Origin of the sequence: Agrobacterium vitis (genome assembly GCF_014926405.1) — a bacterium.
Lineage (GTDB): Bacteria > Pseudomonadota > Alphaproteobacteria > Rhizobiales > Rhizobiaceae > Allorhizobium > Allorhizobium vitis_H.
In genome coordinates this window covers 2,931,479-2,957,147 of the sequence record NZ_JACXXJ020000005.1, presented here as the reverse complement: position 1 = coordinate 2,957,147, position 25,669 = coordinate 2,931,479, and the positions used below count along the sequence as shown (strand labels likewise).

Here is a 25,669-nt window from a genome sequence, read left to right as displayed (position 1 = left end):
CTGCACCGTCATGTCACACGCTTGTCATCCCGGAGGAATATTTGTAAAGATAAGTTGTATGGTTGTCTATATTAATAGACAAATGGAGATTTGGCAATGGACGCACGAGCAAAAAGTGCAAATCCAGATGATGTACATCGAAAAAGAGTTGTCGACCTTTTGGCGGCGGCCCATCTGGACGAATTAAAGGCGCTGTGGAGCGCGCTGCCGTTTGCGCCGGAAGCACATTTCCTGCGCGGACCGGAGACTGGTCTGGTGATGGTGCGCGGCCGTATCGGTGGTGGTGGCGCGTCCTTCAATCTGGGTGAAGTGACGGTGACGCGGGCGACATGCAGGCTGGCCTCCGGCCAGGTCGGGCATGCGCAGGCGCTTGGCACGTCAAAGGAAAAGGCCCGGCTCTCAGCGATTTTCGATGCGCTCTGGCAGGATGAGGCGCATCGCGCCCAGATTGAGCCGTTGTTGGCGGCTGTGGAGCGGCGCGTGAATGACGGCGACCGCGTCAAGGCGGAACAGGTTGCGGCAACGAAGGTGGATTTCTTCACCATGGTCAGAGGAGAAGACTGATGCTCGAAGCGGAAAGCCTGACTGGCGGGTTCGCTCAGCCGGTATTTGAAGCGCAAAGTGTGTTTCGTGCCGTTATGGACGGTATGGCCCGGCCCGGCACACGGCAGATCGTCACCCTGTCGCTGCACCCGCCCGCCCCTTTCGGTCTGGCGCAGGCGGCCATCGCCCTGACACTGTGCGATGCCGATACCCGCATTTGGCTGAGCGGCGGGCTTGGTAAAAGTGCCGCGCCCGCCTGGCTAAGCTTTCACGCCGGCGCGGTGACAACAGCCGACAAGGCCGAAGCGCAGTTTGCGTTTTTCGAAGCAGGCAGCCCACTTGCGGCATTCGCGCAATTTTCTACCGGCACGCAGGACTATCCCGACCGCTCGGTGACACTTGTCTATGAAGTCGCCAGTCTTGACGGCGGGCAACCGCTTACTCTGAGGGGACCGGGCATCCAAGACCGGACAATGATCGCCCCGGTGGGCTTGCCGGACGGTTTCCTGCGCCATTGGCAGGACAATCATGCCCTGTTTCCGCGCGGCGTCGATGTGATTTTCACCGCCGGTCGGGATTTTCTCTGCCTGCCGCGCAGCTGCGCGATACTATCCGGGGAGGCGTGAATGTATGTTGCTGTAAAAGGCGGCGAGACCGCCATTGCCAATGCCCACAGCCTGCTGGCCGACCGTCGCCGGGGTGATCGAAGCCTGCCGACAATGACCGTCGATCAGATTGTCGAGCAATTGGCGCTGGCGGTTGGCCGCGTCATGGCCGAGGCCTCGCTTTATGATCGCAAGCTTGCGGCGCTGGCCATCAAGCAGGCGCGGGGCGATATGATCGAGGCGATTTTCCTGCTGCGCGCCTATCGCACCACGCTGCCGCGCTTTGGTCTGTCAGAGCCGGTCGATACCGGAGCGATGCGGATCGAGCGGCGGATTTCCGCCACCTATAAAGATCTGCCCGGCGGCCAGTTGCTGGGGCCGACGTTCGATTATACCCACCGTCTGCTCGATCCGTCCCTGCTGGAAGAAGGCGAGGTGGAACCTCCGGTCCAGAAAACGCCAACCAGCGAACCAGCCATGCGGGTCTCCGATATCCTGCGTGAGGAAGGATTGATCGAACCCGATGGCGACATGCCGGAGGATCATCTGGCGGGTGATATCACCCGCCAGCCCATCGAATTTCCGATGGCGCGCGATCTGAGACTGCAATCGCTGGCCCGTGGCGATGAAGGCTTCCTTCTGGCCCTCGCCTATTCCACCCAGCGCGGCTATGGCCGCAGCCATCCTTTTGCCGGCGAAATCCGCTTAGGCGAGGTCGAGGTAGAGTTGGATGTGCCGGAGCTTTGCTTTGCCGTATCGCTTGGACGTATCCAAGTGACGGAATGCCAGATGGTCAACCAGTTCAAGGGCTCGTCAAAGGCCCCGCCGCAATTCACGCGAGGCTATGGCCTCGTCTTCGGTCAGAGCGAGCGAAAGGCGATGGCCATGTCGCTGGTGGATCGGTCACTGCGCGCCGAAGAGCTGGGCGAGGATATTACCGCCCCTGCTCAGGATCAGGAATTTGTCTTGTCCCATTGTGACAATGTGCAGGCAACAGGGTTTGTCGAACATCTGAAGCTGCCGCATTACGTGGATTTCCAGGCCGAACTCGATCTGGTGCGGCGTATGCGCTCCGAACACGAACAGGCCCGCCAGCAAGGGCTGGACCTGAGCGAGGCAGCGGAATGACCAGTCTATCAGTCGTGATCGGCATACCAGGCGGCGCAAAGCGTCGAGACGCCCAGCATGAGGGTCACGAAGACGGCGAACATCATTTCGATTTCCATGCTCATTGCTCCCTGTTTGCGAATTTCTGGAAGGGTAACGCACAATGATTACGGAAGTTTCATTAGCGGACGAAATTGCCACTTATAATTTTGCCTATCTCGATGAGCAGACCAAGCGGATGATCCGCCGGGCGATCCTGAAGGCCATTGCCATCCCCGGCTATCAGGTGCCGTTTGCGTCGCGTGAAATGCCAATGCCCTATGGCTGGGGCACTGGCGGCGTCCAGGTGACGGCGGCAATCCTTGGGCCGGAAGATGTGCTGAAGGTGATCGATCAGGGCGCTGACGACACCACCAATGCGGTGTCGATCCGGGCCTTCTTTCAGAAGGTCGCCAATGTGGCAGTCACCACCCATACGGGCGAGGCCACCATCATCCAGACCCGCCACCGGATTCCCGAGGAAAAGCTGCGGGCGGGCCAGGTGCTGGTCTATCAGGTGCCGATCCCGGAGCCTCTGCGCTTTCTGGAGCCGCGCGAGACCGAGACCCGCAAGATGCATGCGTTGGAAGAATACGGGCTGATGCATGTGAAGCTTTATGAAGACATTGCCCGCAATGGCCGGATTGCCACCACCTATGCCTATCCGGTCAAGGTGGCGGGCCGCTATGTGATGGACCCCTCTCCGACACCGAAATTCGACAATCCGAAAATGCACCGGTCAGAGGCCCTGCAATTGTTTGGCGCGGGCCGCGAAAAGCGGATCTATGCCGTGCCGCCCTATACCGATGTCGTCAGCCTGGATTTCGAGGATCATCCTTTCACGGTGCAAAGCTTCGACAAGCCCTGCGCGCTTTGCGGTGCCGAGCATGTCTATCTCGACGAAGTGATCCTCGACGACAAGGGCGGGCGAATGTTCGTCTGCTCCGACACTGACCATTGCGAGGATCGCCGCGCCAAAGGTCATCGGGGTGAGATGCTGGCCGAAACACAGCAGGAGGAGGCTGCCCAATGACACAGCAACCGCTTTTGAAGGTCCGCGACCTGTCGAAATTCTACGGACGGCGGATCGGCTGCGCCAATGTTTCCTTCGATCTCTGGCCGGGTGAAGTGCTGGCTGTGGTCGGTGAATCCGGTTCCGGCAAGACGACGCTGTTGTCCTGCCTGTCCACCCGGCTGATGCCGACCACCGGCAGTGTCGATTACCGGATGCGCGACGGCGCTTACCGCGAACTTTATCACATGAGCGAGGCCGAGCGGCGCTTTCTGATGCGCACCGACTGGGGCTTCGTTCACCAGAACCCCGCCGATGGCCTGCGCATGACCGTTTCAGCCGGGGCCAATGTCGGCGAGCGGCTGATGGCGGTCGGCGAACGGCATTATGGCAATATCCGCGCCACCGCCACCGATTGGCTGGACAGGGTGGAAATTGCCGCCGACCGGATTGACGACCAGCCGCGTGCTTTTTCCGGCGGCATGCGTCAGCGCTTGCAGATCGCCCGCAATCTCGTCACCAATCCGCGTCTGGTGTTCATGGACGAGCCGACCGGCGGGCTGGATGTCTCGGTGCAGGCAAGGCTGCTGGATCTGGTGCGTGGGTTGGTGGCTGACCTTGGTCTGTCGGTCATCGTCGTTACCCATGACCTCGCTGTTGCAAGGCTGCTGTCGCATCGGATGATGGTGATGAAGGACGGCCATGTGATCGAGCAGGGCCTGACCGACCGGGTACTGGACGACCCGCGCGAGCCTTATACGCAATTGCTCGTCTCCTCGATTCTTCAAGTGTGATTGGATCATCAGATGCCCACGCCTCTTATCGTTTCCGATGTCGCCAAGAGCTTCACCATGCACCTGCGCGACGGGCTTATCTTGCCGGTGGTGCGCAATGTCAGCTTTTCCGTGGAAAGCGGCTCCTGCTCCGTGCTGGGCGGCCCGTCCGGCATTGGCAAAAGCTCGATCCTGAAAATGCTCTATGGCAATTACGCCGTCGATAGCGGCCAGATCCTGGTGCGCCATCACGATACGGTGGTGGATCTGGCGTCCGCCATGCCGCGCATGGTGCTGGATATCCGCCGCGATACGATGGGCTATGTCAGCCAGTTTCTGCGCACGGTTCCAAGAGTGTCGGCGCTGGACGTCGTGGCCCAACCGCTGACGGCGCGCGGTGTGGCCATCGACGAAGCAAGATCGGTGGCAAGCGATCTCTTGGCCAGGCTGAACCTGCCCAAGGCGCTCTGGCAATTGCCGCCTGCCACCTTTTCCGGCGGCGAACAGCAGCGTGTCAACATTGCCCGCGGCTTCATCACCGATCATAAAATTCTGCTGCTGGATGAGCCGACAGCCTCGCTCGACGCGCAAAATCGTGCCGTGGTCATCGAGCTGATTGCTGGCAAAAAGGCTGAGGGCGTCGCCATGCTCGGCATTTTCCACGACGAGGAAGTGCGCGAAGCGGTTGCCGACACCATTCTCGATGTCTCGCAATTCTCACCTAGAGGCCGTCAGGTTCAGATTGAACCAGCCATCCTCTAGCTTTCTTGTTTTCGTTTGTCTTTTCGGGAAAACGGTACCCACTTTTCCCTGACAAACTCTAGGAGCATCGCCGCATGAGCACCCGTCTTGGGCTTGAGCCCCAAATCAACCCGACCGCCAGCGTCACGAACAGCACCCTTGGGCGTTACACCGAAGTGGCCGAGCGCTGCCGTCTCGATGAGGTTGAGATGGGGGACTATTCCTATGTGATGCAGGATGTTTCCATCTGGTGCGCCACCATCGGCAAATTTGCCAATATCGCCGCTAGTGCCCGCATCAATGCCCCCAATCATCCGACATGGCGCGCCACGCTGCATCATTTCACCTACCGCGCCGTCGATTATTTCGAAGGGGCGGATCTGGAGACGGATTTCTTCGACTGGCGGCGGGAAAACCGAGTGGTGATCGGTCATGATGTCTGGATCGGCCATGGTGCTACCATCCTGCCCGGCGTCACCATCGGCAATGGCGCGGTCGTCGGTGCAGGCGCGGTCGTTTCCAAGCCGGTGGAACCCTATACCATTGTCGGCGGGGTGCCAGCCAAGCCGATCAAGCCCCGGTTTGGACCAGGTATCGGCGCGCGCATGGACAGACTTGCCTGGTGGGATTGGCAGCATGAGCGGCTTCACGCGGCCCTTGCCGACTTCCGCACGCTTTCCGCCGAAGATTTTCTGGCCCGGCATGAAGTCTTAGCCTGAAGTATAGGCTCTGCTACCCTCTGATTTTAACAGAAATGTCATGAAACTGACATGGGCGCTTCACCGACCTGAACTATAGCTCGCTCTGGATTTGGACATGATATTGGAAGACGCGCATGGATTTCGAACTGACCGAGGTGACACGGCGTTTTGGCAAGAAGATTGCCGTGGAAGCCGTGACCCTGTCCATTCCGCATGGGCAGATGGTCGGCATTATCGGTCGGTCCGGTGCGGGAAAATCCACTTTGCTGCGAATGATCAACCGCTTGGCCGATCCGACCTCCGGGTCGATGCGGTTCGGCGATCAGGAGGTGACGCGCCTCAAGGGATCAGCTTTGCGCAGCTGGCAGCGCGATTGCGCGATGATTTTTCAGCAATTCAACCTGGTTCCGCGTCTGGATGTTCTGACCAATGTCATGCTGGGACGCCTCAATCATCGCTCCACGGCGCTGAGCATCCTCAATATTTTTACGCGCGAAGAGCGGATCATGGCGATTGCCGCTTTGGAGCGGCTGGGCATCGAGCAGACGGCGCTGCAGCCGGCTGGCACACTGTCCGGTGGTCAGCAGCAGCGGGTTGCCATTGCCCGCGCGCTGATGCAGGCGCCGAAAATGCTCCTGGCCGACGAGCCGATTGCCTCGCTCGACCCTTTGAACGCCAAGATCGTCATGGATGCGCTACGCGACATCAACGAGCGCGAAGGCATCACCGTGATCACCAATCTGCACACGCTGGATACGGCGCGGGCCTATTGCGAGCGGATCATCGGCATGGCGGCGGGCAAGGTGGTGTTCGATGGGCCGCCGGATGCGCTGACAGCGCAGGCGGTGCAGGCGATCTATGGCACTGGCCAGGATGGCAATGGCATTGACGAGAGCATGACATCGACCGCGATCCGTTTGCCGAAGTCGGACTTGGCCCTGTCTGTGCCGATGGTGGCGGCCACGGCCAGTTGAGCCCGCAATTTATGTCCTGAAAAAATAGCATTTCTGTCGCGGCATCCAGCCCGATGGCAGCGCCTTCGCTTGCCCGCGTCAAAGGCACCTTTCTTACGTTCATGAGACAGATCCGGTCCCTCGGGAAAACCAGACCGGAAAACCAGGAGAGAGACCATGTTGAAGAAAATTCTGCTTGCCTCCGTGACGCTTCTGTCGCTGGCTGGCGTGGCTGCTGCCGAAGACCTGAAGGAATTCCGCATCGGCATTCTCGGCGGCGAGAACGAAGCCGACCGGTTGCGCAATTACAACTGCCTGTCCGATCACCTGAAGAAGGAATTCGGCTTCACCAAGGTCTCGCTGTTCCCGGCCTCGGACTATGACGGCGTTATCCAGGGTCTTCTGGGTGGCACGCTTGATTATGCCGAGCTTGGCGCTTCCGGCTATGCCAAGGCCTATCTGGCCAACCCGAAGGCAGTCGAGCCGATCCTGACCACGGTGCAGACCGATGGCTCGATGGGCTATTACTCGATCATGGTGGCCCGCAAGGACAGCGGCATGACCAAAGTCACCGACATCAAGGGCAAGAAGCTCGGTTTTGCCGATCCTGACAGCACATCCGGCTACCTGATCCCGACCGTGACCCTGCCCGACGCGCTCGGCGGCAAGCCGGTCAAGGAATATGTCGGTTCCACTGGTTTTGGCGGCGGCCATGAAAACCTGGTTCTCGAAGTGCTGAAGGGCACGTTCGATGCCGGCACCACCTTCGGCTCAGGCGTTGGCAATTTCAAGGACGGCTACACGTCAGGCAACCTGCGCAAGATGGTCGACAAGGGCGTCCTCAACATGGACGACCTGGTGGAACTGTGGAAGTCGCCGCTGATCCCGAACGGCCCGATCGTCATCCGCTCCTCGATGAACGACGACATGAAGACCAAGGTCAAGGCCTTCATGATGGACCTGCCGAAGACCGACGCCGCCTGCTTCTCCGCCATCGAAGGCGGCGATTTCAAGGGCTTTGCGGCTGTGAATGTCGATTTCTACAAGCCGGTCATCGACGCCCGCAAGGCAACCATCGGCGGCTGATCGCAGCCTGAAATATCAAAGCCGCCGGGATAAACGACCGGCGGCTTCCCCATTTGTCCATTTTGGAAAGTGCCAGATGAGCCATACCGCCAGATTGTCCTTGCTGAGCGAGCAGGGGCGTGTGATCGAGAGCCACTGGAATGCGTTGGCCAAGACCCGCCGCCTGTACACGGTAGCCGGTCTTGCCGTGTTGTTTCTGGCGCTGGCAGGATCGCTGTGGTTTGCTAATGATACCAATTCGGGCAAGTTTTTCGACCGTCTGCCGCATCTGTTCGATTTCGTCGAAACGCTCATTCCACGCGATGGCAATGAGATCTGGCGGGCGATGTTTGACCTGCCATCGCCCTATGATGATGGCAGCCTGAAATACAATTATCCGGAAGGGCGCTACTATCTCACCCAGACGCTTTATATCCCGGAATATTTCTACAAGATGATCGAGACGCTGAACATCGCGCTGGTCTCGACCCTGTTGGGTGGCATGTTGGGCTTTTGTTTTTCCTTCATGGCGGCCCGCAACATGATGCCAAACCGGTTCATCCGCTGGCCGGTACGCCGTTTTATGGAGCTGCTGCGGGCGTTCCCGGAAGTGGTGCTGGCCGGGTTTTTCCTGGCCATACTGTCGATTGGCCCGATCCCGGCGATGATTGCGGTTTCGGTCCATACGGTCGGCGCACTCGGCAAGCTGTTTTTCGAAGTGGTGGAAAATGCCGATATGAAGCCGGACGAAGGCCTGCGCGCCGTTGGCGGCAATTGGCTGGAGCGGCTGTGGTTCGGCATGGTGCCGCAGGTCATGCCGAATTTCATCAGCTATGCCCTGCTGCGCATGGAAATCAATGTGCGCGCGTCGACAATTATCGGCGCGGTCGGCGGTGGCGGCATTGGCGAACCCTTGCGCCTGTCGATCAGCCAGGGCCATGCGGCAAAAACCGTTGCCATCGTCATCCTGCTGCTGACCACGGTGATTGCCGTCGATCAATTTTCGGCCTGGTTGCGCCGCAAACTGGTCGGTGAGCAAGCCTTCCATGCTGTTTCCTGAGGTCCGGCCATGACACATCTCGACGCCACCCAAATGGACCTGATCGCTGCCCGTCATCCGGACATCTTCCGCCGCAGCTTTTGGCAGCGCTACCGCGTGCCGCTGACCATTGTCCTGCTTGCGCTGTATTTCACCTTTTCCTGGTGGTTCTTTGCGGTTGGAAAAGTGGTCTCCACCGCCAGCTGGGGCATTGCTGGCAATTATCTGGCCGATTGGGTGTCCTATGAGATCCGGCCGGAAATCAATATTGCCCCCGATGGGGCGATTTCCATCGCCTATTCGCGCTTCGACCCGATTGGTCCCAACCCCAACCCGGATTGGCTGGTGACGAAGAAAGAAATGATGACGCGCACGAGTGGCGTAGCCGATGCGCCCGCGCCAGTGACGTCAGCGCCAAAAGCCTCGAGCTTCAACTTCATGGCAGCAGCCCCGCAACAGGCACCGGTCGCGGCGCAAGCGGCACCCGTCACGCGCCAGGAAGAGGTGATAAGAGAGGCCGATGTCAATCTCGGCTCCAGCGCTTCGCTGCTGGTCAGCCCTGAAAGCGTGGTGCTGAACCGGGGAACTGAGAGCGTTACCCTGATGCTTGACCGCAAGGCCGGCACCGTGCTTGCTGATGGCACGCTGCCTGCCTGGGTCGAGCAGCGCGAGCGTGGCGGCAGGGTCATGGCCTATTTCGGCCTTCAGGGTTGGGCTGATATCAGCGCCGACCGGGTCAGGGTACGCAACCGGTTTTTCGGCTGGGCCAATTTCCTGTTCGATACCAATTCTGCATTTTTCGGCAGGTCCGCAACCGAAGTGGTGAGCTTGATCGCAACCGGTGCAAGGCTCGATCCCGACCGTTCCAATCTGTCGTTGGCCTGGAACGATATTCTCTACAATCCATCCTGGCAGCATCTGGATGTCTGGACCAAGCTGGCGCAAACGCTGGTCATGGCCTTTGTCGGCACGGTGTTTGCCTCGCTGATCGCCTTTCCGCTGTCTTTCATCGCGGCGCGCAACATTACCCGCAACCGTCCGGTCAACCAACTGACCAAACGGTTCTTCGATTTCCTGCGCTCCGTGGATATGCTGATCTGGGCGCTGTTTTTCACCCGCGCCTTCGGGCCGGGGCCGCTGGCCGGGATCTCGGCGATTTTCTTCACCGACACGGGCACGCTTGGCAAGCTCTATTCCGAAGCGCTTGAGAATATCGATGACAAGCAGCGCGAAGGGGTGAAATCGGTCGGCGCTTCGCCGCTCGCCGTGCAACGCTTCGGCGTGTTGCCGCAGGTTCTGCCGGTTTTTGCATCGCAGGCTTTGTATTTCTGGGAATCCAATACCCGCTCAGCCACCATTATCGGCGCGGTCGGGGCGGGTGGCATTGGCCTGAAGCTTTGGGAAGCGATGCGCACCAACCAGAATTGGGAAAATGTCTGTTATATGGTGCTGTTGATCTTGCTGGTGGTGTTTATCTTCGATGCCGTGTCCAACCTGCTGCGCTCAAAACTGATCGGCGCGCAAAAATGATCTTCCTCTGGTGCCGTTTCGGTGTTGTGATCGGCCAGACAAAGCTTGCTTCCATCGCTTGAGACGGGTCAGATACAGGCTCTTCCAAGCTGATTCCCGGGATAGGATTGCCGTGCGTTACGCCCTTTATTTTACACCGCCCAAAGACGATCCCTTGTCTCTTGCCGCCGCACTTTGGCTTGGCCGTGATGCCTTCAACGGCGCGGATCTTGATCGGCAGCCGGTCGAAGGGTTTTCAGGCGATGAGATCACCGCCCTGACCGCCGATCCCCGTCGCTACGGCTTTCATGCCACGCTGAAAGCGCCGTTTTCCCTAAAAGAAGGTGAGAGCGAAGCAGCGCTGCTGGAGATGTTTTCGCGGTTTTGCAAGGCGACGCCCGCCTTTGAGATCCCGAAGGTCGTGGTCAATCAGCTTGGGCCGTTCTTTGCCGTGGTTCCTGAAGATATCCATCAACCCTTGCAGGATTTTGCCGCTTCGGTTGTCGAAGTTTTCGAGCCGTTTCGCGCGCCCTTGAGCGAGGCCGATCTTATCAGGCGCAAGCCGGAAAATCTGTCCGAGCGCAAGCGAGCCCTGCTGGAAACCTGGGGCTATCCCTATGTCCTGGAGGAATTCCGGTTTCACATGACCCTGACCGGACCTGTGGACGCCGAGCGTAGCGATGCGATGCGCGCTGTGCTGGAGAACCGGTTTGCTGATTTTACCAACCGGGCGCTGCCGATTGGCGGGCTTGGCCTGTTTGTCGAGCCGAGCCGCAATGCGCCCTTTACCGTTCACCGCTGGTTGCCCCTTGCCGGGGCTGAAGGAAGTCTGTGATGTCGAATGAAACCGTGCTGTCCAATGCGACTGTGGTGCTGGAAAGTGGGCTGCTTCTGAAGGGCGCTGTGGTCATTCGCGATGGCCTGATTGCCGAAATTTCAGAAGGCAACAGCCGCATCGGCGAGGATTTCGGCGGCGATTATCTGATCCCCGGGCTGGTCGAACTGCATACCGATCATCTGGAATCGCATTATTCGCCACGCCCCGGTGTGCGCTGGAACAAGACCGCAGCCATTCAGGCCCATGATGCGCAGGTCGTCACCTCAGGCATTACCACCGTGTTCGATTGTCTGCGGATGGGGTCGGACGAGGATGGCGGGTTTGAGAAGGGTGAAATGCGCGATATGGCCGATGCCATCCAGGCCGCCGAAAAGGATGACCGTCTCCGCGCCGAGCATCTGCTGCATCTGCGTTGCGAAGTGGCATCCGACAATGTCCTCGACCATTTCGCCGATTTCGAGCAGGACCCGCATGTGCGGCTGGTGTCGCTGATGGACCATTCCCCGGGCCAGCGGCAGTTCCAGACCATGGACCAGTACACGCTCTATTATAAGACCAAGAAGGGCTTGAGCGAGGAAGCCTTCGCCCGCTTCGTCGAAAAGCGGCTAGAGGCATCGGCGGCCTATTCTGCCCAGCACCGTGATGCGCTGGCCCGCATCTGCGCCGTGCGCGGCATTACCGTTGCCAGCCATGACGATGCAACGCTTGCCCATGTGGAAGAGGCCAAGGGCCATGGCGTGCGTCTGGCCGAGTTTCCGACCAGTCTTGAGGCCGCCGATGCCTCGCATCAGGCGGGGATGAGCGTGCTGATGGGCGCGCCGAACGTGGTGCGCGGTGGCTCCCATTCCGGCAATATTGCCGCCACGGATCTGGCCGAGCGCGGCGTGCTCGACGTGCTGTCTTCCGATTATATCCCGCTCAGCCTGCTGCACGCGCCTTTCGTGCTCGCCCATCGCTTTGAGGCGATCAGCCTGCCGCAGGCGCTGGCCATGGTGACCTCGACACCCGCCCGCACCGTCGGGCTGGAAGACCGGGGCCGGATTGCCCCTGGCCTGCGCGCCGATCTGGTGCGCGTCCGCTACAGCGAAAATCACGGTGGCGTGCCTGTGGTACGCTCCGTCTGGCGTCAGGGCAGAAGGGTGGCGTGATGGTGCCGCATTCCATCATGCCTGATGATCCGGGCGACACGTCTGGGGACAAGGGCCGGATGATCGTCGTTGTCGGCCCAAGCGGAGCGGGCAAGGATAGTCTGATTGCCTATGCCAAGCGGTATTTTATCGAACAGACTGACGCTGAGCGCTGCCCCGTACATTTCGTCCAGCGGGTCATCACAAGGGCCGCCGATGCGGGCGGGGAGGATCATCGCCCGGCCAGTCCTTCCGAGTTTGATGATCTGAAGGCCGTTGGCTGTTTTGCGGTCGATTGGGATGCGCATGGCCTAAGCTATGGCATTCCTGACGATGTGCATCGCTGGCTATCGAATGGCAGCGTGGTGATCGCCAACGGCTCACGCTCGGTACTTCCCCGGTTCGCACAGGTTTTTCCGCGAATGCTGGTGGTGAATGTCACGGCCCGGCCCGAGGTTCTGGCCGACCGGCTGGAGGCGAGGGGCAGGGAAAGCCGCGAGGACATTCTCCAACGGCTACAACGAAGCCCACCCGAAATTTGCGGTGATTATCCTGTCGTGACCATCGACAATTCCGGCCCGCTGGACGAGGCGGGCAGGCGTTTCATCGAGACGATTGAAACGGCGCTATAAAATGTGTTAAACAACTAATCCGCGTTACTGGCGATAAGAGCGTAATCGGCAGGATGGCAAAGCAAAGGATTGCATTAGCCTCCTTAAGCTCTTGAAGATGGAGTACCATCGGGAAGCGCGGTGCTTATCTTTCTGGAGATGAGCGATCAGCGGATCATCCGCGCCGTGCGCCTGGGCAATTTCCTTTCACTTTGGAGATGCCGCATGACGATGTTTGCCCCTTTATTTGCCATAGCCTTCGCCTTGTTGATTGGCGCGGCCAGTCCCGGTCCAAGTTTTCTTTTGGTCAGCCACACATCCATGACCCGCTCCAGAGCCGCCGGTTTGGTAACGGCGCTCGGCATGGGGACCGGCGGGTTGATCTTCGCCGTTCTGGCCCTTGCCGGATTGGCTGCCCTGATAACCCAGTTTGCTTGGCTTCATAGGGTTTTGCAGGTCGCGGGTGGCCTCTACCTCGCTTATATCGCATGGAAACTGTGGCGTGGTGCGGCCCAACCGGTCAATATGGAGCAGGCCGGTGTTGCACCAAAATCTTTCAGCAGGATTTATCTCAGCGCCTTTTTAACACAGGTCAGCAATCCAAAAACCGCGATTGTCTATGCCAGTATTTTCGCGGCTCTGCTGCCACCCCGGCCGGATAGCCTGCTGTTCATCATGCTGCCAGGCGTGGTCTTTCTGGTGGAAGCGGGCTGGTATTCACTGGTGGCGCTGGTCTTTTCCGCGCCGATACCCCGGCGCGTCTATCTCTCAGCCAAGAAACCGCTGGATCGTCTGGCCGCTTTGGTTCTGGGTGGACTTGGACTTCGCCTTGTGTTCGAGGGCGCGCGGCCCTGACACCTTTACCGAAGAGGGGTTGCCGCCAGGCTCGTATCCTTGACGGGCGTCTGATCCTTAGCAGGGGTCTGGGCAGGTTTCCTGACGGGATTCTGAGCTGTATCCTTGGACGCCAATTGTTTCCAGGTGTTCTGCTGGTTCAACATGGTGCGCAGATAGGCCACATTCGCCTCAGCCTGGTCGGGTGAAAGTTCGGCTCTGGCAATCCTGTCGGCCTCGTCGAAACGGCCTTGAAGGCCGACGACAAGGGCCAGGTTCTGGCGAACCCGGCTATCGGCGCCGGGTTGCTGGGATGCGCTGCGCAGGTAGGTTTCAGCGGTTTTCAGGTCGCCGCCGAGCAGATAGGACATGCCCATATTCGACAGGATCGAAGGCTCGTTGGGCTGGATCTGCAAGGCCTGCTGATAGGCGGCACGCGCCTCCTGGGTGCGTCCGAGCTGGTCGAGAACCGCGCCCTGGGCCGAATAAAGCCGCCAATCGGGCCGATCCGGGGTCTGGGCACGGCCAATCGTCGTCAAGGCCTGTTCCAGCTGGCCGGCAGCGGCCTGCGCCTTACCATAGGCGGCAAGCACTTGGCGGTCATTTGGATTGGCGATAACGACCTGCTGCATGACAGACAAAGCCTGCGGCGCGCGGCCGCCCATCTGCAACAGATTGGCATAGGCCACTCCGACCTGCGCGTTCTTGCGATTTTTCTCGTAGGCCCGGCCCATGCTGTCCGTTGCCATGGCAATTTCGCCGGGCGTCATCTGATCAACGGGCTTGGTCATTCTCGGAATCGAGCCGGTCGACATTTTGTCGGTATTGGAGGTGGTGGCGCAGCCCGTCAGCGCCAGCGCCAGTGCCAACACCGAAAGAGCGGGCAGTGCCGCGCAAATCTGAATGGATGAACGCCAAACAGCCATCACTCTATCCCCATAGCCCTGAATTCACAGGCAGACGAATCACCGCCATCAGCCCTGCAACCATGGAAAAGCAATAATCTGTTAACCCTAATGGAATGTTAAAATGCCTTTGGTCTGCGAGAACGCCCGGCGTTTGACATTTTCGTCAGCCATATATTTTCGAGAAAATTCGAGCCCGGTCCTCTTGAAAGATAAAACGTCCACGAAGGAACCGATTCTAAGGAATTTTGCGGTAAAGCTGACCGCGAAGTGATGGAGCAGCAAAAGGGCAATCATGGCACCCTATCAATATATTGAAAGACCCACCCCGTTTCTGACCAAGGGCGGAAAGTCCCTGCCGATTTTCGCGGTGACGCCCGCCCATATCGAAACCGGTGCGATTGATCCTCTTGCGCTCGATTGGGCGAAGAAGGCAGGCTACAAGGCGGATGTGGGTTCGCTGCTGCTGATCCCCACCAGCGATGGACAATTGGGCGGAGCGCTGTTTGGTCTGGGCAGCGCGCCAGGAGAAAATCCGTTTCTGGCGGGCAAGCTGGCGCGGGCATTGCCGGCTGGCGACTGGCATATCGAGACCGCGCCATTGACGGCCAACCGGTTGGTTCTGGGCTATGGTCTGGGCAGCTATCGTTTCGAGCGCTATAAGGCCGACCGTTCGGATCATCCCAAACTGCTGATGCCTCAGGATGCGGATGCCAGCGACATTGCCCGTCAGTTGGCCGGCGTTTTCCTGGCTCGCGACCTGATCAACACGCCCACCAACGACATGGGACCGGCAGATCTGGAAAAAACCTTCCGGGCACTGGCTGACCATTATAAGGCAGAGGTCAGCGTGGTGATCGGCGATGAACTGCTGCACCGGAATTTCCCGCTGGTTCACACCGTGGGCCGGGCCAGCGCCCAGGCGCCGAGGCTTCTGGAAATGCGTTGGGGCAAGAAGGGTCACAAGAAGATCACCCTGGTCGGTAAGGGCGTTTGTTTTGATACCGGCGGGTTGGATATCAAGCCGTCTTCATCCATGTTGCTGATGAAAAAGGACATGGGCGGTGCGGCCAATGTGCTGGGCCTTGCTCTGATGATCATGGATGCCAAGCTGAAAGTGGATCTGCGCGTCATCGTGCCTGCCGTGGAAAATTCCATAGCCGGCAATGCGTTCCGGCCCGGTGACATTTATACAAGCCGTCAGGGCCTGACCGTTCAGATCGACAATACCGATGCCGAGGGACGGTTGATCCTGGCCGATGCCCTGACCTATGCCGACGAAGAGGAACCCGACCTGCTGATCGACATGGCGACGTTGACGGGGGCTGCCCGTGTGGCGCTCGGTCCGGATGTGCCGGCCTTCTTCTCCAATGACGATGCGCTTGCCTATGAGCTGACAGATTCAAGCCTTGAAACTGACGACCCTATCTGGCGCCTGCCGCTTTTCCCTGGTTACGAAAAAATGGTCCGCTCGCAGATTGCCGACCTCACCAATGCACCTGCGGGCGGCATGGCGGGGGCAATCACCGCTGCCCTGTTCCTGAAGCGCTTTGTCACCCGAACGACAAGCTGGGCGCATTTCGACATTTTCGGCTGGGCGTCGCAAGAGCGGCCCCATAGCCCCGTTGGTGGTGAGGCGCAGGCAATTCGCGCCCTCTACCGCTATATCGCCGCGCTCAAATAAGCGAAGGCGTTCACGATGCTGTCTTTATCCTCGAGAGGTTTGAAAATCTCTCGAGGATAAAGGTGTGCCGAGATCTGAAATTCGGCAGTCTCTCTTCAATGGTCGTTCCTTAAAGCCGCTGTCCCCATCATTTCTCATTTGCAGGAGCTGATGCCGATTGGGGCTATCAGGCCTTGGTACTACCGTGACGTTTGACAGACTGTTCAATATTTGTTGACGACATGGAGGCTATCGTTCATTTTTTATTTTGACTATGATGGTCGTGTTTTGAGCTCCAAGAGCCGGATATTTCTTAAGGCCAGCTGTAAGATCTCCTTCCTGTTGACGCCGAGCTGTCATCAGGGAAACGCAGTCTAATAATAGAAAAATTATTTACTTACAATGAATTGCAGGATTTCTGGAGGCAGCTGATGTCGCACCAAAGCGCAAACGAGACAGGGGTTGAAGCGATTTTTATATGAATTAAAATAATTATTCGGCATTTCAATTTTTGCGTGTTAAATTTCAAGAGTTAGAAAATTCAAATTTTTTTTATTTTACATTGGCATCTCCGCTCCACACGTTTCGGGCGCATGGAACGGAAAAAAGGAGATTGATTTAATGAATTTTAATGTGAGAAAAATCGTTATAAATTCAGCATTTATAGGAATGGCAACGGGCTTTAGCGGCCTGACCATTGGCGGCGTGGCAACGGCTTCGGCGCAGGATGCCCAGACGGCCCCACCCGCCGGGGTCTATAAACTGGATCCGACCCATGCGAACCTGACATGGACGGTCAAGCACAATACGATTTCCAATTACACGGCTCGCTTTGGCAAGCTGGAAGCCACGCTTTCTCTCGACCCAGCGAAAATCGAAGCCTCCAAGATCGAGGTGACGATTGATCCGACATCGGTGGATGTGCCCTATCCCGCCGATTATAAGGCCACCCACGCCAAATCGCCTTATGCGACCTGGCCTGAGGAGATCAGCAAGGATCCCAAAAAACTCAACAGTGACGCTTTCCCGAAGATCACCTTCACATCGACCAGCGTGAAGAAGACCGGTGACAAGACGGCCGAAATCCTCGGCAACTTGACATTCCTGGGTGTCACCAAGCCGGTGACGCTGAATGCAACGCTGAACGGGTCCATTGACAGCCATCCATTTGCAGGTGTTCCGGCCATTGGATTTGCTGCGGAAGGGACGTTTGACAGAACGGCGTTTGGCCAACCTGTCGGTTACGTCGGCAAGGATGTGATGATCCGCTTTGACGGTGAGTTCATCCAGGACCCGGCAGCGTCTCCATCCAAGTGATGGTGGATTTGACGTGATGCTGAAAGCAGCGCGTGAGGCACAGGCCTCTGCGTAAAATGCCTTTGGGCCGATTGGGTTTGGACGCGATATCTGCACCCTTAATCGGCCCAGAGCCTGCGCCGCAGCGGGCATTCGGCTCGCAGAATTTTCCAAATTTTATCATTGATAAATATAGGTTTTAAGAGCCATGAACACGGCGTTTCAGCACCAGACAGTACCGCGGGCTGCGGTACGCTATACCGGCGTTGCCATCGCGCTGCATTGGGCGATCGCGCTGATGATCCTGTCGATGATCCCGATGGGATGGTGGATGGTGCGGGCCTTGAAAAAGCCTGAGACCCAGCAACTGGCCTATCAACTGTTTCAGATCCACAAATCCATCGGCTTTGCCATTCTGGCTTTGACCGTGCTGCGCATCATCTGGCGGGCAACCCATAAGCCGCCCGCTTTGCCATCTGGCATGAAGCTCTGGGAACGGTTTCTGGCCAATGCCACGCATATCGCTTTCTACGGCATGATGTTGATCCTGCCATTGACTGGTTGGATCTACGTGTCTTCCGGCTGGGCGATTGCAACGGATCGCCCGCTGGATGTGGCCACCTCCTGGTTTGGCCTGTTTCCAATCCCGCACCTTCCGGGTCTTGAGGGAAATCGCAACCTCGCCTTCGGCGCGATGGGTGCCCATAGCTATATGGCTTACGGCGGTGCGGCGCTGATCGTTCTGCATGTCGCAGCGGCCTTGAAGCATCACTTTATCGAGCGGGATGGTGTTTTGGCGCAGATGGTGCCTTTCCTGCGGACCGGTAAAGTCGCGCACAGCGCGTCTGGCAAAGGGAAGACCAGTGGCCTGTCGCATGGTTTCGGCTTGGCGCTTGTGGTTATGGCTGCTGCTATCGGTTGGGTCATGCATCTGCCGCCGCCGCTTGCCGAGCAGCCATCGGCGGTGGAGGCGCAAGCTGAACCGCCTGCGGTGGCGCCTCAGTCATCCGCAAATGTCAGCCAGGCCAATCCTGCACAAACCGATGCTCAAGCTACACCGGTGCAAGCCGCGCCAGTCCAGGCGGCAACCGCTCCTGCCTGGGCAATCGATATGGCATCGTCCAGCATCGGCTTTGGTGGCACCCATGCTGGCAATGCCTTCAATGGCCGGTTTGAAGAGTGGAGTGGCGACATACGCTTCGATCCTGCCAATCTTGCTGGTTCGAAAGCGATGATTCTGGTGAAAACGGCCTCTGCCAAAACCGGCGATGCGACCCAGGAAGGTTCGTTGAAGAATGGCGAATGGCTCAATTCCACCCGGTTTCCAGAGGCCAGGTTCGAAACCACGGAATTTCGCGCCTTGGGAGGTGATCGCTATGAGGCGCGGGGCACCCTGAGCATCAAGAACAAGCCTCTGCCGGTTGTCCTGCCCTTCAGCTTGAAAATGGAAGGCAACAAGGCGCAGGTGGAAGGCGCATTGGAACTGGATCGCGCCGCGCTCAATCTTGGGATGTTTTCCGACCCATCGGCGGAATGGGTGTCGAAATCCATCAATGTGAACATTGTGGTGAATGCGACGAAGACCGGCTCCTGATCGTATCCATCCATCACAGGTCCGGCCTCTTGCAGTGCCGGGCTTTGTCATGTGATATATAACGGGTGCGAAACGAGAGCGGAGCAGACGATGAGCCTGGAACTGACCGCAACGGCGGCGCTAGGGCTTTGGCATCACGTGACTTTGCGACAGGTGCAGGAGGATGGCCGCGACCTGACGCTTCGCCAGCTCTCCATCCTGCTGCATATCTATCTGGTTCCGCCGCCGCATACCGTGCGGGGGCTTGCCGCCACCCTTAAGGTTACCAAGCCGGTCATTACCCGCGCACTCGATACCATGGGTGGCATGGGGTTTGTTGATCGGGTGCGCGATGATATGGACAAGCGCAATGTCATCATCAAGCGCACTGTGGCAGGCGCGCTTTATCTGGAAAAATTCGGCGACCTGATCATTGAGCAGGCGCGTGGCATGAGGACGTGAACATGCAACTGGACCGCCGGCTGAACGCCTATCGACCTGATCTGGCCGATGCGGCCCTGCGTGGCCAGGTGGAGGCCGAGCGTTATGTCAGCGGAACCCCGGCGCGCATTGCCGTGCCGGTTATCGCCTTGCGTCCGCGCCCGGATTTTGCCTGCGGAATCGATACGGAGGTGCTGCTGGGCGAAGAGGTTACGGTGTTTGACCGGACCGATGGCTGGGCCTGGGTGAAGGGCGATCTGGATGGTTATGTCGGTTATCTGCCGGAAACGGCGATTGCCGCTATCGAGGCGCCGCCCACGCATTGGGTAACAGTGCCACGCAGTTTTCTCTATACCGGCCCGGACCTGCGCTATCCCAATGCGCAGGCAATCTCGATGGGGAGCCGGGTAACGGTCACCGGCGAGGCCGAGACCCGTGGCACCCGCTACTTTCTGCTGAGTGATGGTCATGCGGTGATTGCCGATCATTGCCGCTCCCTCGGTACGCCAGCGGGCGAGGATTATGTAGCCATCGCCGCCCGTTTTCTGGAAACACCCTATCTCTGGGGCGGACGCAGCGGGCTTGGCATTGATTGCTCCGGCCTCGTCCAGCTCTCCATGCAGATGTGCGGGCTGAGCGCTCCGCGCGACAGCGACATGCAGGCGGCGGGCCTCGGCAACCCGATTGAGCGGAGTGATCTTCGCCGGGGCGACCTGATCTTCTGGAAAGGCCATGCCGGTATCATGGAAGATGAGCGCACCCTGCTGCATGCCAATGGCCACACAATGAGCGTCGCCCGCGAAGACGTGGACGCCGCCATCGCCCGGATCGGCTGGCTCTACCAGCAGCCGACCGGCTATCGCCGCCCGGAACGGATCGCCTAGAGCATTTCCAGCAAAAGTGTGTAGCGGTTTTGCGTCCGGAAATGCGTTAAAACAAAGAGTTAGAGTATTTATGCGTTTCTATGAAACGCGGAAATGCTCTAGCCAATCCAATCAGGAGAAGCCTGTCAATGCGCTTCGTCCCAATTGTTGGCGGCGCGGGCATCGACTTTGAGTGGGACGCGCATGGCGATGGCGGGCATGGCGGCATTTTCCATGGTGGAGACGATCACCGGCAAGGCAGCCTCGATGGCCTCATCCTCGACTTCGAAGATCAGTTCGTCATGCACCTGGAGCAACATCCGGGTTTTCTCGCCAAGCCCGGCCTTGGCCAGCGCCGGTTCCACCTGCACCATGGCGCGGCGGATGACATCGGCGGCGGAACCCTGGATTGGCGCGTTGATGGCTGCCCGCTCGTTGAAGGCCCGCATTGACGGGTTGGAGGATTTGATCTCCGGGTAATGGGCGCGCCGTCCGAAAATGGTTTCGACATAGCCATGCTCACGCACGAAAGCCTTGGTGCTTTCCATATAGTCCTTGATGCCGGGGAATCGCTCGAAATATTTCTTGATGTACTCGCCCGCCTCCGACCGCTCAATGTTGAGCTGGTTGGCAAGACCGAAGGCGGAAATACCGTAGATGATTCCGAAATTGATCGCCTTGGCGCGGCGGCGCACTTCAGACGGCATGCCATCCACCGGCACGCCGAACATTTCAGAGGCCGTCATCGCATGAATATCGACCCCATCGGCAAAGGCCTGACGCAATTGCGGAATGTCCGCCACATGGGCCAGTACCCGCAGCTCGATCTGGCTATAGTCGGCAGACAGCAGCTTATGGCCTGGGGTAGAAATGAAGGCGGTGCGGATCTTGCGGCCTTCTGCCGTGCGCACCGGGATGTTTTGCAGGTTCGGCTCGGATGACGACAGGCGACCGGTGGTGGTGGCCGCCATCGAATAGGATGTGTGGACCCGCTTGGTCTGCGGGTGGACATAGCCGGGCAGGGCGTCGGTATAGGTGGATTTCAGCTTGGTCAGCTGGCGCCAATCAACGATCTTGCGGGGCAGGGGCTCACCCTGGGCGGCCAGATCTTCCAGCACCTGCGCAGATGTGGACCATTGACCGGTCTTGGTTTTTGAGCCGCCGGGCAGGTTCATTCTGCCAAACAGGATATCCCCAAGCTGTTTGGGCGAGCCGACATTGAAGCGCTCACCAGCCAGTTCGTAAATTTCGTCTTCAAAGGCGGCAGCCTTCTGCGCCAACTCGCCTGATAGCCGCGAGAGGATCTGCCGGTCGATGGTGATGCCGCGCTCTTCCATGTTAGCCAGGACCGGCACCAGGGGCCGCTCCAGCCGCTCGTAGACCCGCGTCAAGCCGACGGCGGCAAGCCGTGGTTTCAGCACCAGCCAGAGACGCAGCGTGACGTCGGCATCCTCGGCGGCGTAGGCGGTCGCCTTGTCGATATCGACGAGATCGAAGGTGACAAGCGATTTGCCGGAGCCAGCGACCTCCTTATAGGGGATGGGCGTATGTCCGAGCCACCGCTCCGACAGGCTGTCCATGCCATGCGCGCCGACGCCAGCTTCCAGCACATAGGACAGCAGCATGGTATCGTCGAAGCCCCTGATCACAATGCCGTGCCGCTTCATGACAAGGTAATCGTATTTCAGGTTTTGCGCCACTTTCAGAACCGAAGCATCTTCCAGCAGGCCCTTCAGGGCGGCGAGTGCCGCATCCATTGGGATCTGGTTTTCTGCCAGTTTCAGGCCGTCGCTGAACAGGTCATCTCGCCCGGTCTTATGGCCAAGCGGCACATAGGCGGCGCGAATGGTTGCTGCGCCCGGCGATTTCGTATTGTCCTGAAGGGCCAGCGAAACACCGACCAGATCGGCTTGCATCGGATCAAGCGAGGTGGTTTCCGTATCGAAGGCGACAAACCCGGCCTCCCGCGCCGAGGCAATCCAGCCTTCCAGGGTGGGAAGATCGCGAATGGTCACATAGGCGGACCGGTCGATGGGCTGACCGCCAAAAGCCGATTGCCGGGCCGCGGCGAGATCGGCAGGCGTCGCGCCCTCGGCCTTGGCGGATTGTGCCGAAGGTCCGGCTTCTTGGCCGGAGGCGGGCGTTTGAGCTGTGGCACCAGCGTCGAGGTCCGGGCCACGGGCTGCCGAACCCCATTCCACCGAGATCGTGGCGGGTTCGATGGCGCCGGCATCACAATCGCAATTGTCGGCGACGCGCCGTGTCAGCGAGGTGAATTCCATGGCCTTCAGGAAGGCGACCAGCTTTGGTCCGTCCTGCTTTTCCAGCATCAGCGCATCCAGCGGCATGTCCAGCGGCACGTCGGTGCGCAGCGTCACCAGTTGCCGTGACAGCTTGACCAGTTCGGCGCCTGCCAGAATGTTTTCGCGCCGCTTGTTCTGCTTGATTTCGGAGGCCCGAGCCATCAGCGTGTCCAGATCGCCATATTCCTCCAGCAATTGCGCCGCCGTCTTCGGGCCGATGCCGGGAATGCCGGGAATATTATCGGTGCTGTCGCCGGTCAGCGATTGCAGGTCGATCATCTTTTCCGGCGGCACGCCCCATTTCTCGATGACATCGGGAATGCCAATCTGCTTGTCCTTCATGCTGTCATACATATGGACATTGGTGGTCACCAACTGCATCAGGTCCTTGTCGGAAGAGACGATGGTGACATCCGCTCCGATGGCTTCGGCGGCCCGCGCATAGGTGGCGATAATGTCATCGGCCTCGAAGCCTTCGGTTTCGATGCAGGGCAGGTTGAAAGCCCGCGTCGCCTGGCGGATCAGTCCGAATTGTGGCACGAGATCTTCCGGCGGGGCGGAGCGATTGGCCTTGTATTCGGGATAGAGATCCTTGCGGAAGGTTTTTGACGAATAGTCGAAAATCACAGCAAGGTGGGTGGGTGTGACGCCGACTGACGTGTCGCGTGCTTCGGTCAGCAGCTTCCACATCATATTGCAAAAGCCCGAGACCGCGCCGACCGGCAGCCCGTCCGATTTGCGGGTCAGCGCCGGAAGCGCATGGAAGGCCCGGAAGATGAAGCCGGAGCCGTCGACAAGAAAGAGATGATCGCCTTTTTTCATGCGCCAAGGGATAGCGCGGCGGCTCAAAAAGGTCCATGCCACATCACGCCAAAACCGTTTACAGAGTGAAGTGACGATTTTTCTGTGTCATCACGAAAAGCTTACCGCTTTGTAATCATTCCTTCCCTTGAAAAAACACATTTGGCCGCGCATTTACTAGTCAGCGGCGCATGATTAGCACCGCAGTCTGAAAGTTGGCTCGTCCCCCGCCGCTTCAGACTTCAGGACAAAGGCCTTATCCCCCCTCTCCGGGCCTTTGTCCCCTGTTACGAAAAGTCGTCACGGCGCCGCCTCCAGCCGTGACGACTTTTTTGTTTGTGCCTGGCATTTCTGCTATAGAGGTGGCCACATTGCCTCGGCTTTGAAACCGGCCTATCATCGACACCATGCTGTTTGATCGTCGGCAATCGCCAACCTATCTCGTGAGCCAGCTCGCCAAGGAATTTGCCCGTGCCTTGCAGGTTCGGGCCGAGGGGCTGGGCTTTTCCGCCGGTCAGTTTCCAATCCTGCTGGAGCTTTGGGAAGAGCAAGGCCTGACCCAGAAGCAATTGCTGGAGCGGGTGGCTGTGGAACAGGCGACCATGGCCAATACCCTGTCTCGCATGGAGCGTGACGGATTGATCGAGCGAAAGCCCCATCCTAGCGATCGACGTGCGCAACTGGTTTTCCTGACCGCCAAGGGGGAGGGGCTGCGGGATCAGGCGATTTCTGCCGCCTGCGAGGCGGATGACGCTCTTTTCCATGGGTTTCGGCGTTTCGAGAAGGAATTGATGCTGGAATTCATTCGTCAGGCCCTGGAAAATGCCCGCAGCAGCGACAAAAGCTCAAATATTTGACGCTGTTTGTCTCGAAACTGTCGGGCTCATGGTCTATCGTCCCGGCTGATTTGAACAGTCCAGGACATGCCCATGACCGATCTAGCTCCCATTCTCGCCGAGGCCGACAAGGCGCTGCCACAAAGCCTTGATCGGCTTTTCGACCTTGTCCGCATTCCCTCGATTTCCACCGATCCGGCCTATAAGGCCGATTGCCGTAAGGCAGCGGAATGGCTGGCGCAGGAGCTGAAGGGTCTAGGCTTCAATGCCTCCGTGCGCGACACGCCCGGTCACCCGATGGTCGTTGGTCATCACGATGCTGACCGCCCGGATGCGCCGCATGTGCTGTTTTACGGCCATTACGATGTGCAGCCGGTCGATCCGCTCAATCTTTGGGAAAACGATCCGTTCGAGCCTGCTATCAAGGAAATCGAGCCGGGCCGTAAGGTGATCACCGGACGCGGCACCTCCGATGACAAGGGCCAATTGATGACCTTCGTCGAGGCCTGCCGGGCCTATAAGGCCGTGCATGGCGGCCTGCCCATCAAGATCACCATCCTGTTCGAGGGCGAAGAGGAATCCGGCTCGCCATCGCTGAAGCCATTTCTTGCGGCCAATGCGGGTGAGCTGAAATGCGATTTCGCCCTGGTCTGCGACACCGGCATGTGGGACCGAGAGACCCCGGCGATTGCGGCAGCCCTGCGCGGCCTTGTCGGCGAGGAAGTGACGGTGACGGCGGCGGATCGTGATCTGCATTCCGGCCTGTTCGGCGGGGCTGCGGCCAATCCGATCCACATTCTCGCCAAGGTGCTGGCCGACCTGCATGACGAGACGGGCCGGGTCACCATTGATGGTTTCTACGAGGGTGTCGAGGAGACACCAGTCAACATCAAGGCCTCCTGGGAAAAGCTGGGCCGCACTGCCGACAAATTTCTCAATGATGTCGGCCTGTCGATCCCATCAGGCGAAACAGGCCGCAGCGTCCTGGAATTGACCTGGGCGCGTCCGACCGCCGAAGTCAACGGCATTACCGGTGGCTATACCGGCGAAGGCTTCAAGACCGTGATCGCCTCCAAGGCGTCAGCGAAAGTGTCTTTCCGTCTGGTCGGTGAGCAGGACCCGGCGAAAATCCGCGAAAACTTCCGGGCTTTCGTCAAGGCGCGCATTCCCGGCGATTGCTCGGTTGAATTCCACGAGCATGGGGCATCGCCAGCCATCCAGCTTCCCTATGATTCGCCCTTCCTGACCAAGGCTAAATCCGCTCTGTCGGATGAATGGCCAAAGCCCGCTGAAGTGATCGGCATGGGCGGCTCTATCCCGATTGTCGGGGATTTCCAGACCATGCTGGGCATGGATTCGCTGCTGGTCGGCTTTGGCCTGGTGGATGACCGCATCCATTCGCCCAATGAAAAATACGAGCTGGAATCTTTCCACAAGGGTATCCGGTCCTGGATCCGTATTCTGGATGCGCTGGCGCACTGATACCAAACA

23 protein-coding genes and 1 pseudogene are annotated in these 25,669 nt (G+C 58.8%); 22 read left to right on the top strand and 2 right to left on the bottom strand.

The features are described 5' to 3' along the window. Positions 1-96: 96 nt before the first annotated feature. The 15 genes from phnG (at position 97) to IEI95_RS24995 (ending at position 13,518) form a co-directional block, all read left to right on the top strand. Complete coding sequence (gene phnG / locus IEI95_RS25065; RefSeq protein WP_156532452.1) at positions 97-564, top strand: phosphonate C-P lyase system protein PhnG; 468 nt, start codon at positions 97-99, stop codon at positions 562-564. Further along, on the top strand, positions 564-1,169 hold the full coding sequence (gene phnH / locus IEI95_RS25060) for a phosphonate C-P lyase system protein PhnH (RefSeq protein ID WP_420360077.1): 606 nt from the start codon (positions 564-566) through the stop codon (positions 1,167-1,169). Before phnG ends, phnH begins: the two co-directional genes overlap by 1 nt. Continuing rightward, positions 1,170-2,276, top strand: coding sequence for a carbon-phosphorus lyase complex subunit (locus IEI95_RS25055; protein WP_156532450.1), 1,107 nt, complete (start codon positions 1,170-1,172; stop codon positions 2,274-2,276). A 142-nt stretch (positions 2,277-2,418) separates the two neighbouring features. Then, positions 2,419-3,327, top strand: coding sequence for an alpha-D-ribose 1-methylphosphonate 5-phosphate C-P-lyase PhnJ (locus tag IEI95_RS25050; protein ID WP_156532449.1), 909 nt, complete (start codon positions 2,419-2,421; stop codon positions 3,325-3,327). Next, positions 3,324-4,100, top strand: a complete 777-nt coding sequence (gene phnK / locus IEI95_RS25045; protein ID WP_012654706.1) for a phosphonate C-P lyase system protein PhnK — start codon at positions 3,324-3,326, stop codon at positions 4,098-4,100. Before IEI95_RS25050 ends, phnK begins: the two co-directional genes overlap by 4 nt. 12 nt (positions 4,101-4,112) lie before the next feature. Further along, positions 4,113-4,841, top strand: a complete 729-nt coding sequence (gene phnL / locus IEI95_RS25040; protein ID WP_156532448.1) for a phosphonate C-P lyase system protein PhnL — start codon at positions 4,113-4,115, stop codon at positions 4,839-4,841. A 74-nt stretch (positions 4,842-4,915) separates the two neighbouring features. Beyond that, the gene (locus IEI95_RS25035) at positions 4,916-5,539 is read left to right on the top strand and encodes a DapH/DapD/GlmU-related protein (protein ID WP_156532447.1); all 624 of its coding nucleotides are present in this window, start codon (positions 4,916-4,918) and stop codon (positions 5,537-5,539) included. 116 nt (positions 5,540-5,655) lie between these two features. Continuing rightward, a complete protein-coding gene (gene phnC, locus IEI95_RS25030; protein ID WP_156532446.1) occupies positions 5,656-6,495 on the top strand; it encodes a phosphonate ABC transporter ATP-binding protein in 840 nt (279 codons plus the stop codon). Between the two features lie 156 nt (positions 6,496-6,651). Next, entirely contained in the window at positions 6,652-7,560 is a 909-nt protein-coding gene (gene phnD, locus IEI95_RS25025) for a phosphonate ABC transporter substrate-binding protein (protein ID WP_060719324.1), read from the top strand. Between the two features lie 76 nt (positions 7,561-7,636). Next, positions 7,637-8,599, top strand: coding sequence for a phosphonate ABC transporter, permease protein PhnE (gene phnE / locus IEI95_RS25020; protein WP_012654711.1), 963 nt, complete (start codon positions 7,637-7,639; stop codon positions 8,597-8,599). A gap of 9 nt (positions 8,600-8,608) precedes the next feature. Beyond that, positions 8,609-10,108 carry a phosphonate ABC transporter, permease protein PhnE gene (gene phnE / locus IEI95_RS25015; RefSeq protein WP_156532445.1) on the top strand — a complete coding sequence of 500 codons (1,500 nt, stop codon included), beginning with the start codon at positions 8,609-8,611 and terminating at the stop codon, positions 10,106-10,108. A gap of 112 nt (positions 10,109-10,220) precedes the next feature. Then, positions 10,221-10,922, top strand: coding sequence for a DUF1045 domain-containing protein (locus IEI95_RS25010; protein ID WP_194417145.1), 702 nt, complete (start codon positions 10,221-10,223; stop codon positions 10,920-10,922). Beyond that, positions 10,922-12,073, top strand: coding sequence for an alpha-D-ribose 1-methylphosphonate 5-triphosphate diphosphatase (locus IEI95_RS25005; RefSeq protein ID WP_156532443.1), 1,152 nt, complete (start codon positions 10,922-10,924; stop codon positions 12,071-12,073). The genes IEI95_RS25010 and IEI95_RS25005 overlap by 1 nt, the downstream gene beginning before the upstream one ends. Then, positions 12,073-12,684 carry a phosphonate metabolism protein/1,5-bisphosphokinase (PRPP-forming) PhnN gene (gene phnN / locus IEI95_RS25000; protein ID WP_234890970.1) on the top strand — a complete coding sequence of 204 codons (612 nt, stop codon included), beginning with the start codon at positions 12,073-12,075 and terminating at the stop codon, positions 12,682-12,684. Before IEI95_RS25005 ends, phnN begins: the two co-directional genes overlap by 1 nt. 204 nt (positions 12,685-12,888) lie before the next feature. After that, positions 12,889-13,518: a LysE family translocator gene (locus tag IEI95_RS24995; protein WP_087727199.1), complete on the top strand. Its 630-nt coding sequence runs from the start codon at positions 12,889-12,891 to the stop codon at positions 13,516-13,518. 95 nt (positions 13,519-13,613) lie between these two features. Here the strand turns inward: IEI95_RS24995 and IEI95_RS24990 are convergent. Continuing rightward, positions 13,614-14,423 (bottom strand): annotated as a pseudogene (locus IEI95_RS24990) (tetratricopeptide repeat protein); the annotation flags it as partial. A 274-nt stretch (positions 14,424-14,697) separates the two neighbouring features. Here IEI95_RS24990 and IEI95_RS24985 point away from each other — a divergent pair. From IEI95_RS24985 to IEI95_RS24965, 5 genes are all read left to right on the top strand, one after another. Continuing rightward, entirely contained in the window at positions 14,698-16,086 is a 1,389-nt protein-coding gene (locus tag IEI95_RS24985) for a leucyl aminopeptidase (RefSeq protein WP_012654718.1), read from the top strand. Positions 16,087-16,734: 648 nt separating this feature from the next. Further along, positions 16,735-17,382 (top strand): YceI family protein, encoded by a 648-nt coding sequence (locus tag IEI95_RS24980; protein WP_234890968.1) that lies wholly within the window; start codon positions 16,735-16,737, stop codon positions 17,380-17,382. A gap of 187 nt (positions 17,383-17,569) precedes the next feature. Next, entirely contained in the window at positions 17,570-18,955 is a 1,386-nt protein-coding gene (locus IEI95_RS24975) for a bifunctional cytochrome b/YceI family protein (protein ID WP_156532441.1), read from the top strand. Between the two features lie 90 nt (positions 18,956-19,045). Further along, positions 19,046-19,396, top strand: a complete 351-nt coding sequence (locus tag IEI95_RS24970) for a MarR family winged helix-turn-helix transcriptional regulator (RefSeq protein ID WP_012654721.1) — start codon at positions 19,046-19,048, stop codon at positions 19,394-19,396. Positions 19,397-19,398: 2 nt separating this feature from the next. Then, positions 19,399-20,259 carry a C40 family peptidase gene (locus IEI95_RS24965; protein ID WP_156532440.1) on the top strand — a complete coding sequence of 287 codons (861 nt, stop codon included), beginning with the start codon at positions 19,399-19,401 and terminating at the stop codon, positions 20,257-20,259. A 125-nt stretch (positions 20,260-20,384) separates the two neighbouring features. Here the strand turns inward: IEI95_RS24965 and polA are convergent, their stop codons facing one another. Then, a complete protein-coding gene (gene polA, locus IEI95_RS24960) occupies positions 20,385-23,363 on the bottom strand; it encodes a DNA polymerase I (RefSeq protein ID WP_156532439.1) in 2,979 nt (992 codons plus the stop codon). A gap of 386 nt (positions 23,364-23,749) precedes the next feature. Here polA and IEI95_RS24955 point away from each other — a divergent pair, with 386 nt between their 5' ends. Further along, on the top strand, positions 23,750-24,199 hold the full coding sequence (locus IEI95_RS24955; RefSeq protein ID WP_012654724.1) for a MarR family winged helix-turn-helix transcriptional regulator: 450 nt from the start codon (positions 23,750-23,752) through the stop codon (positions 24,197-24,199). A gap of 72 nt (positions 24,200-24,271) precedes the next feature. Beyond that, positions 24,272-25,660: a dipeptidase gene (locus IEI95_RS24950; protein WP_194417143.1), complete on the top strand. Its 1,389-nt coding sequence runs from the start codon at positions 24,272-24,274 to the stop codon at positions 25,658-25,660. Positions 25,661-25,669 lie beyond the last annotated feature (9 nt).

Coding starts and splice junctions, on each gene's coding strand:
- phnG (WP_156532452.1), top strand. CDS start 97: ATGGACGCACGAGCAAAAAGTGCAAATCCAGATGATGTACATCGAAAA.
- phnH (WP_420360077.1), top strand. CDS start 564: ATGCTCGAAGCGGAAAGCCTGACTGGCGGGTTCGCTCAGCCGGTATTT.
- IEI95_RS25055 (WP_156532450.1), top strand. CDS start 1,170: ATGTATGTTGCTGTAAAAGGCGGCGAGACCGCCATTGCCAATGCCCAC.
- IEI95_RS25050 (WP_156532449.1), top strand. CDS start 2,419: ATGATTACGGAAGTTTCATTAGCGGACGAAATTGCCACTTATAATTTT.
- phnK (WP_012654706.1), top strand. CDS start 3,324: ATGACACAGCAACCGCTTTTGAAGGTCCGCGACCTGTCGAAATTCTAC.
- phnL (WP_156532448.1), top strand. CDS start 4,113: ATGCCCACGCCTCTTATCGTTTCCGATGTCGCCAAGAGCTTCACCATG.
- IEI95_RS25035 (WP_156532447.1), top strand. CDS start 4,916: ATGAGCACCCGTCTTGGGCTTGAGCCCCAAATCAACCCGACCGCCAGC.
- phnC (WP_156532446.1), top strand. CDS start 5,656: ATGGATTTCGAACTGACCGAGGTGACACGGCGTTTTGGCAAGAAGATT.
- phnD (WP_060719324.1), top strand. CDS start 6,652: ATGTTGAAGAAAATTCTGCTTGCCTCCGTGACGCTTCTGTCGCTGGCT.
- phnE (WP_012654711.1), top strand. CDS start 7,637: ATGAGCCATACCGCCAGATTGTCCTTGCTGAGCGAGCAGGGGCGTGTG.
- phnE (WP_156532445.1), top strand. CDS start 8,609: ATGACACATCTCGACGCCACCCAAATGGACCTGATCGCTGCCCGTCAT.
- IEI95_RS25005 (WP_156532443.1), top strand. CDS start 10,922: ATGTCGAATGAAACCGTGCTGTCCAATGCGACTGTGGTGCTGGAAAGT.
- phnN (WP_234890970.1), top strand. CDS start 12,073: ATGGTGCCGCATTCCATCATGCCTGATGATCCGGGCGACACGTCTGGG.
- IEI95_RS24995 (WP_087727199.1), top strand. CDS start 12,889: ATGACGATGTTTGCCCCTTTATTTGCCATAGCCTTCGCCTTGTTGATT.
- IEI95_RS24985 (WP_012654718.1), top strand. CDS start 14,698: ATGGCACCCTATCAATATATTGAAAGACCCACCCCGTTTCTGACCAAG.
- IEI95_RS24980 (WP_234890968.1), top strand. CDS start 16,735: ATGGCAACGGGCTTTAGCGGCCTGACCATTGGCGGCGTGGCAACGGCT.
- IEI95_RS24975 (WP_156532441.1), top strand. CDS start 17,570: ATGAACACGGCGTTTCAGCACCAGACAGTACCGCGGGCTGCGGTACGC.
- IEI95_RS24970 (WP_012654721.1), top strand. CDS start 19,046: ATGAGCCTGGAACTGACCGCAACGGCGGCGCTAGGGCTTTGGCATCAC.
- IEI95_RS24965 (WP_156532440.1), top strand. CDS start 19,399: ATGCAACTGGACCGCCGGCTGAACGCCTATCGACCTGATCTGGCCGAT.
- polA (WP_156532439.1), bottom strand. CDS start 23,363: ATGAAAAAAGGCGATCATCTCTTTCTTGTCGACGGCTCCGGCTTCATC.
- IEI95_RS24955 (WP_012654724.1), top strand. CDS start 23,750: ATGCTGTTTGATCGTCGGCAATCGCCAACCTATCTCGTGAGCCAGCTC.
- IEI95_RS24950 (WP_194417143.1), top strand. CDS start 24,272: ATGACCGATCTAGCTCCCATTCTCGCCGAGGCCGACAAGGCGCTGCCA.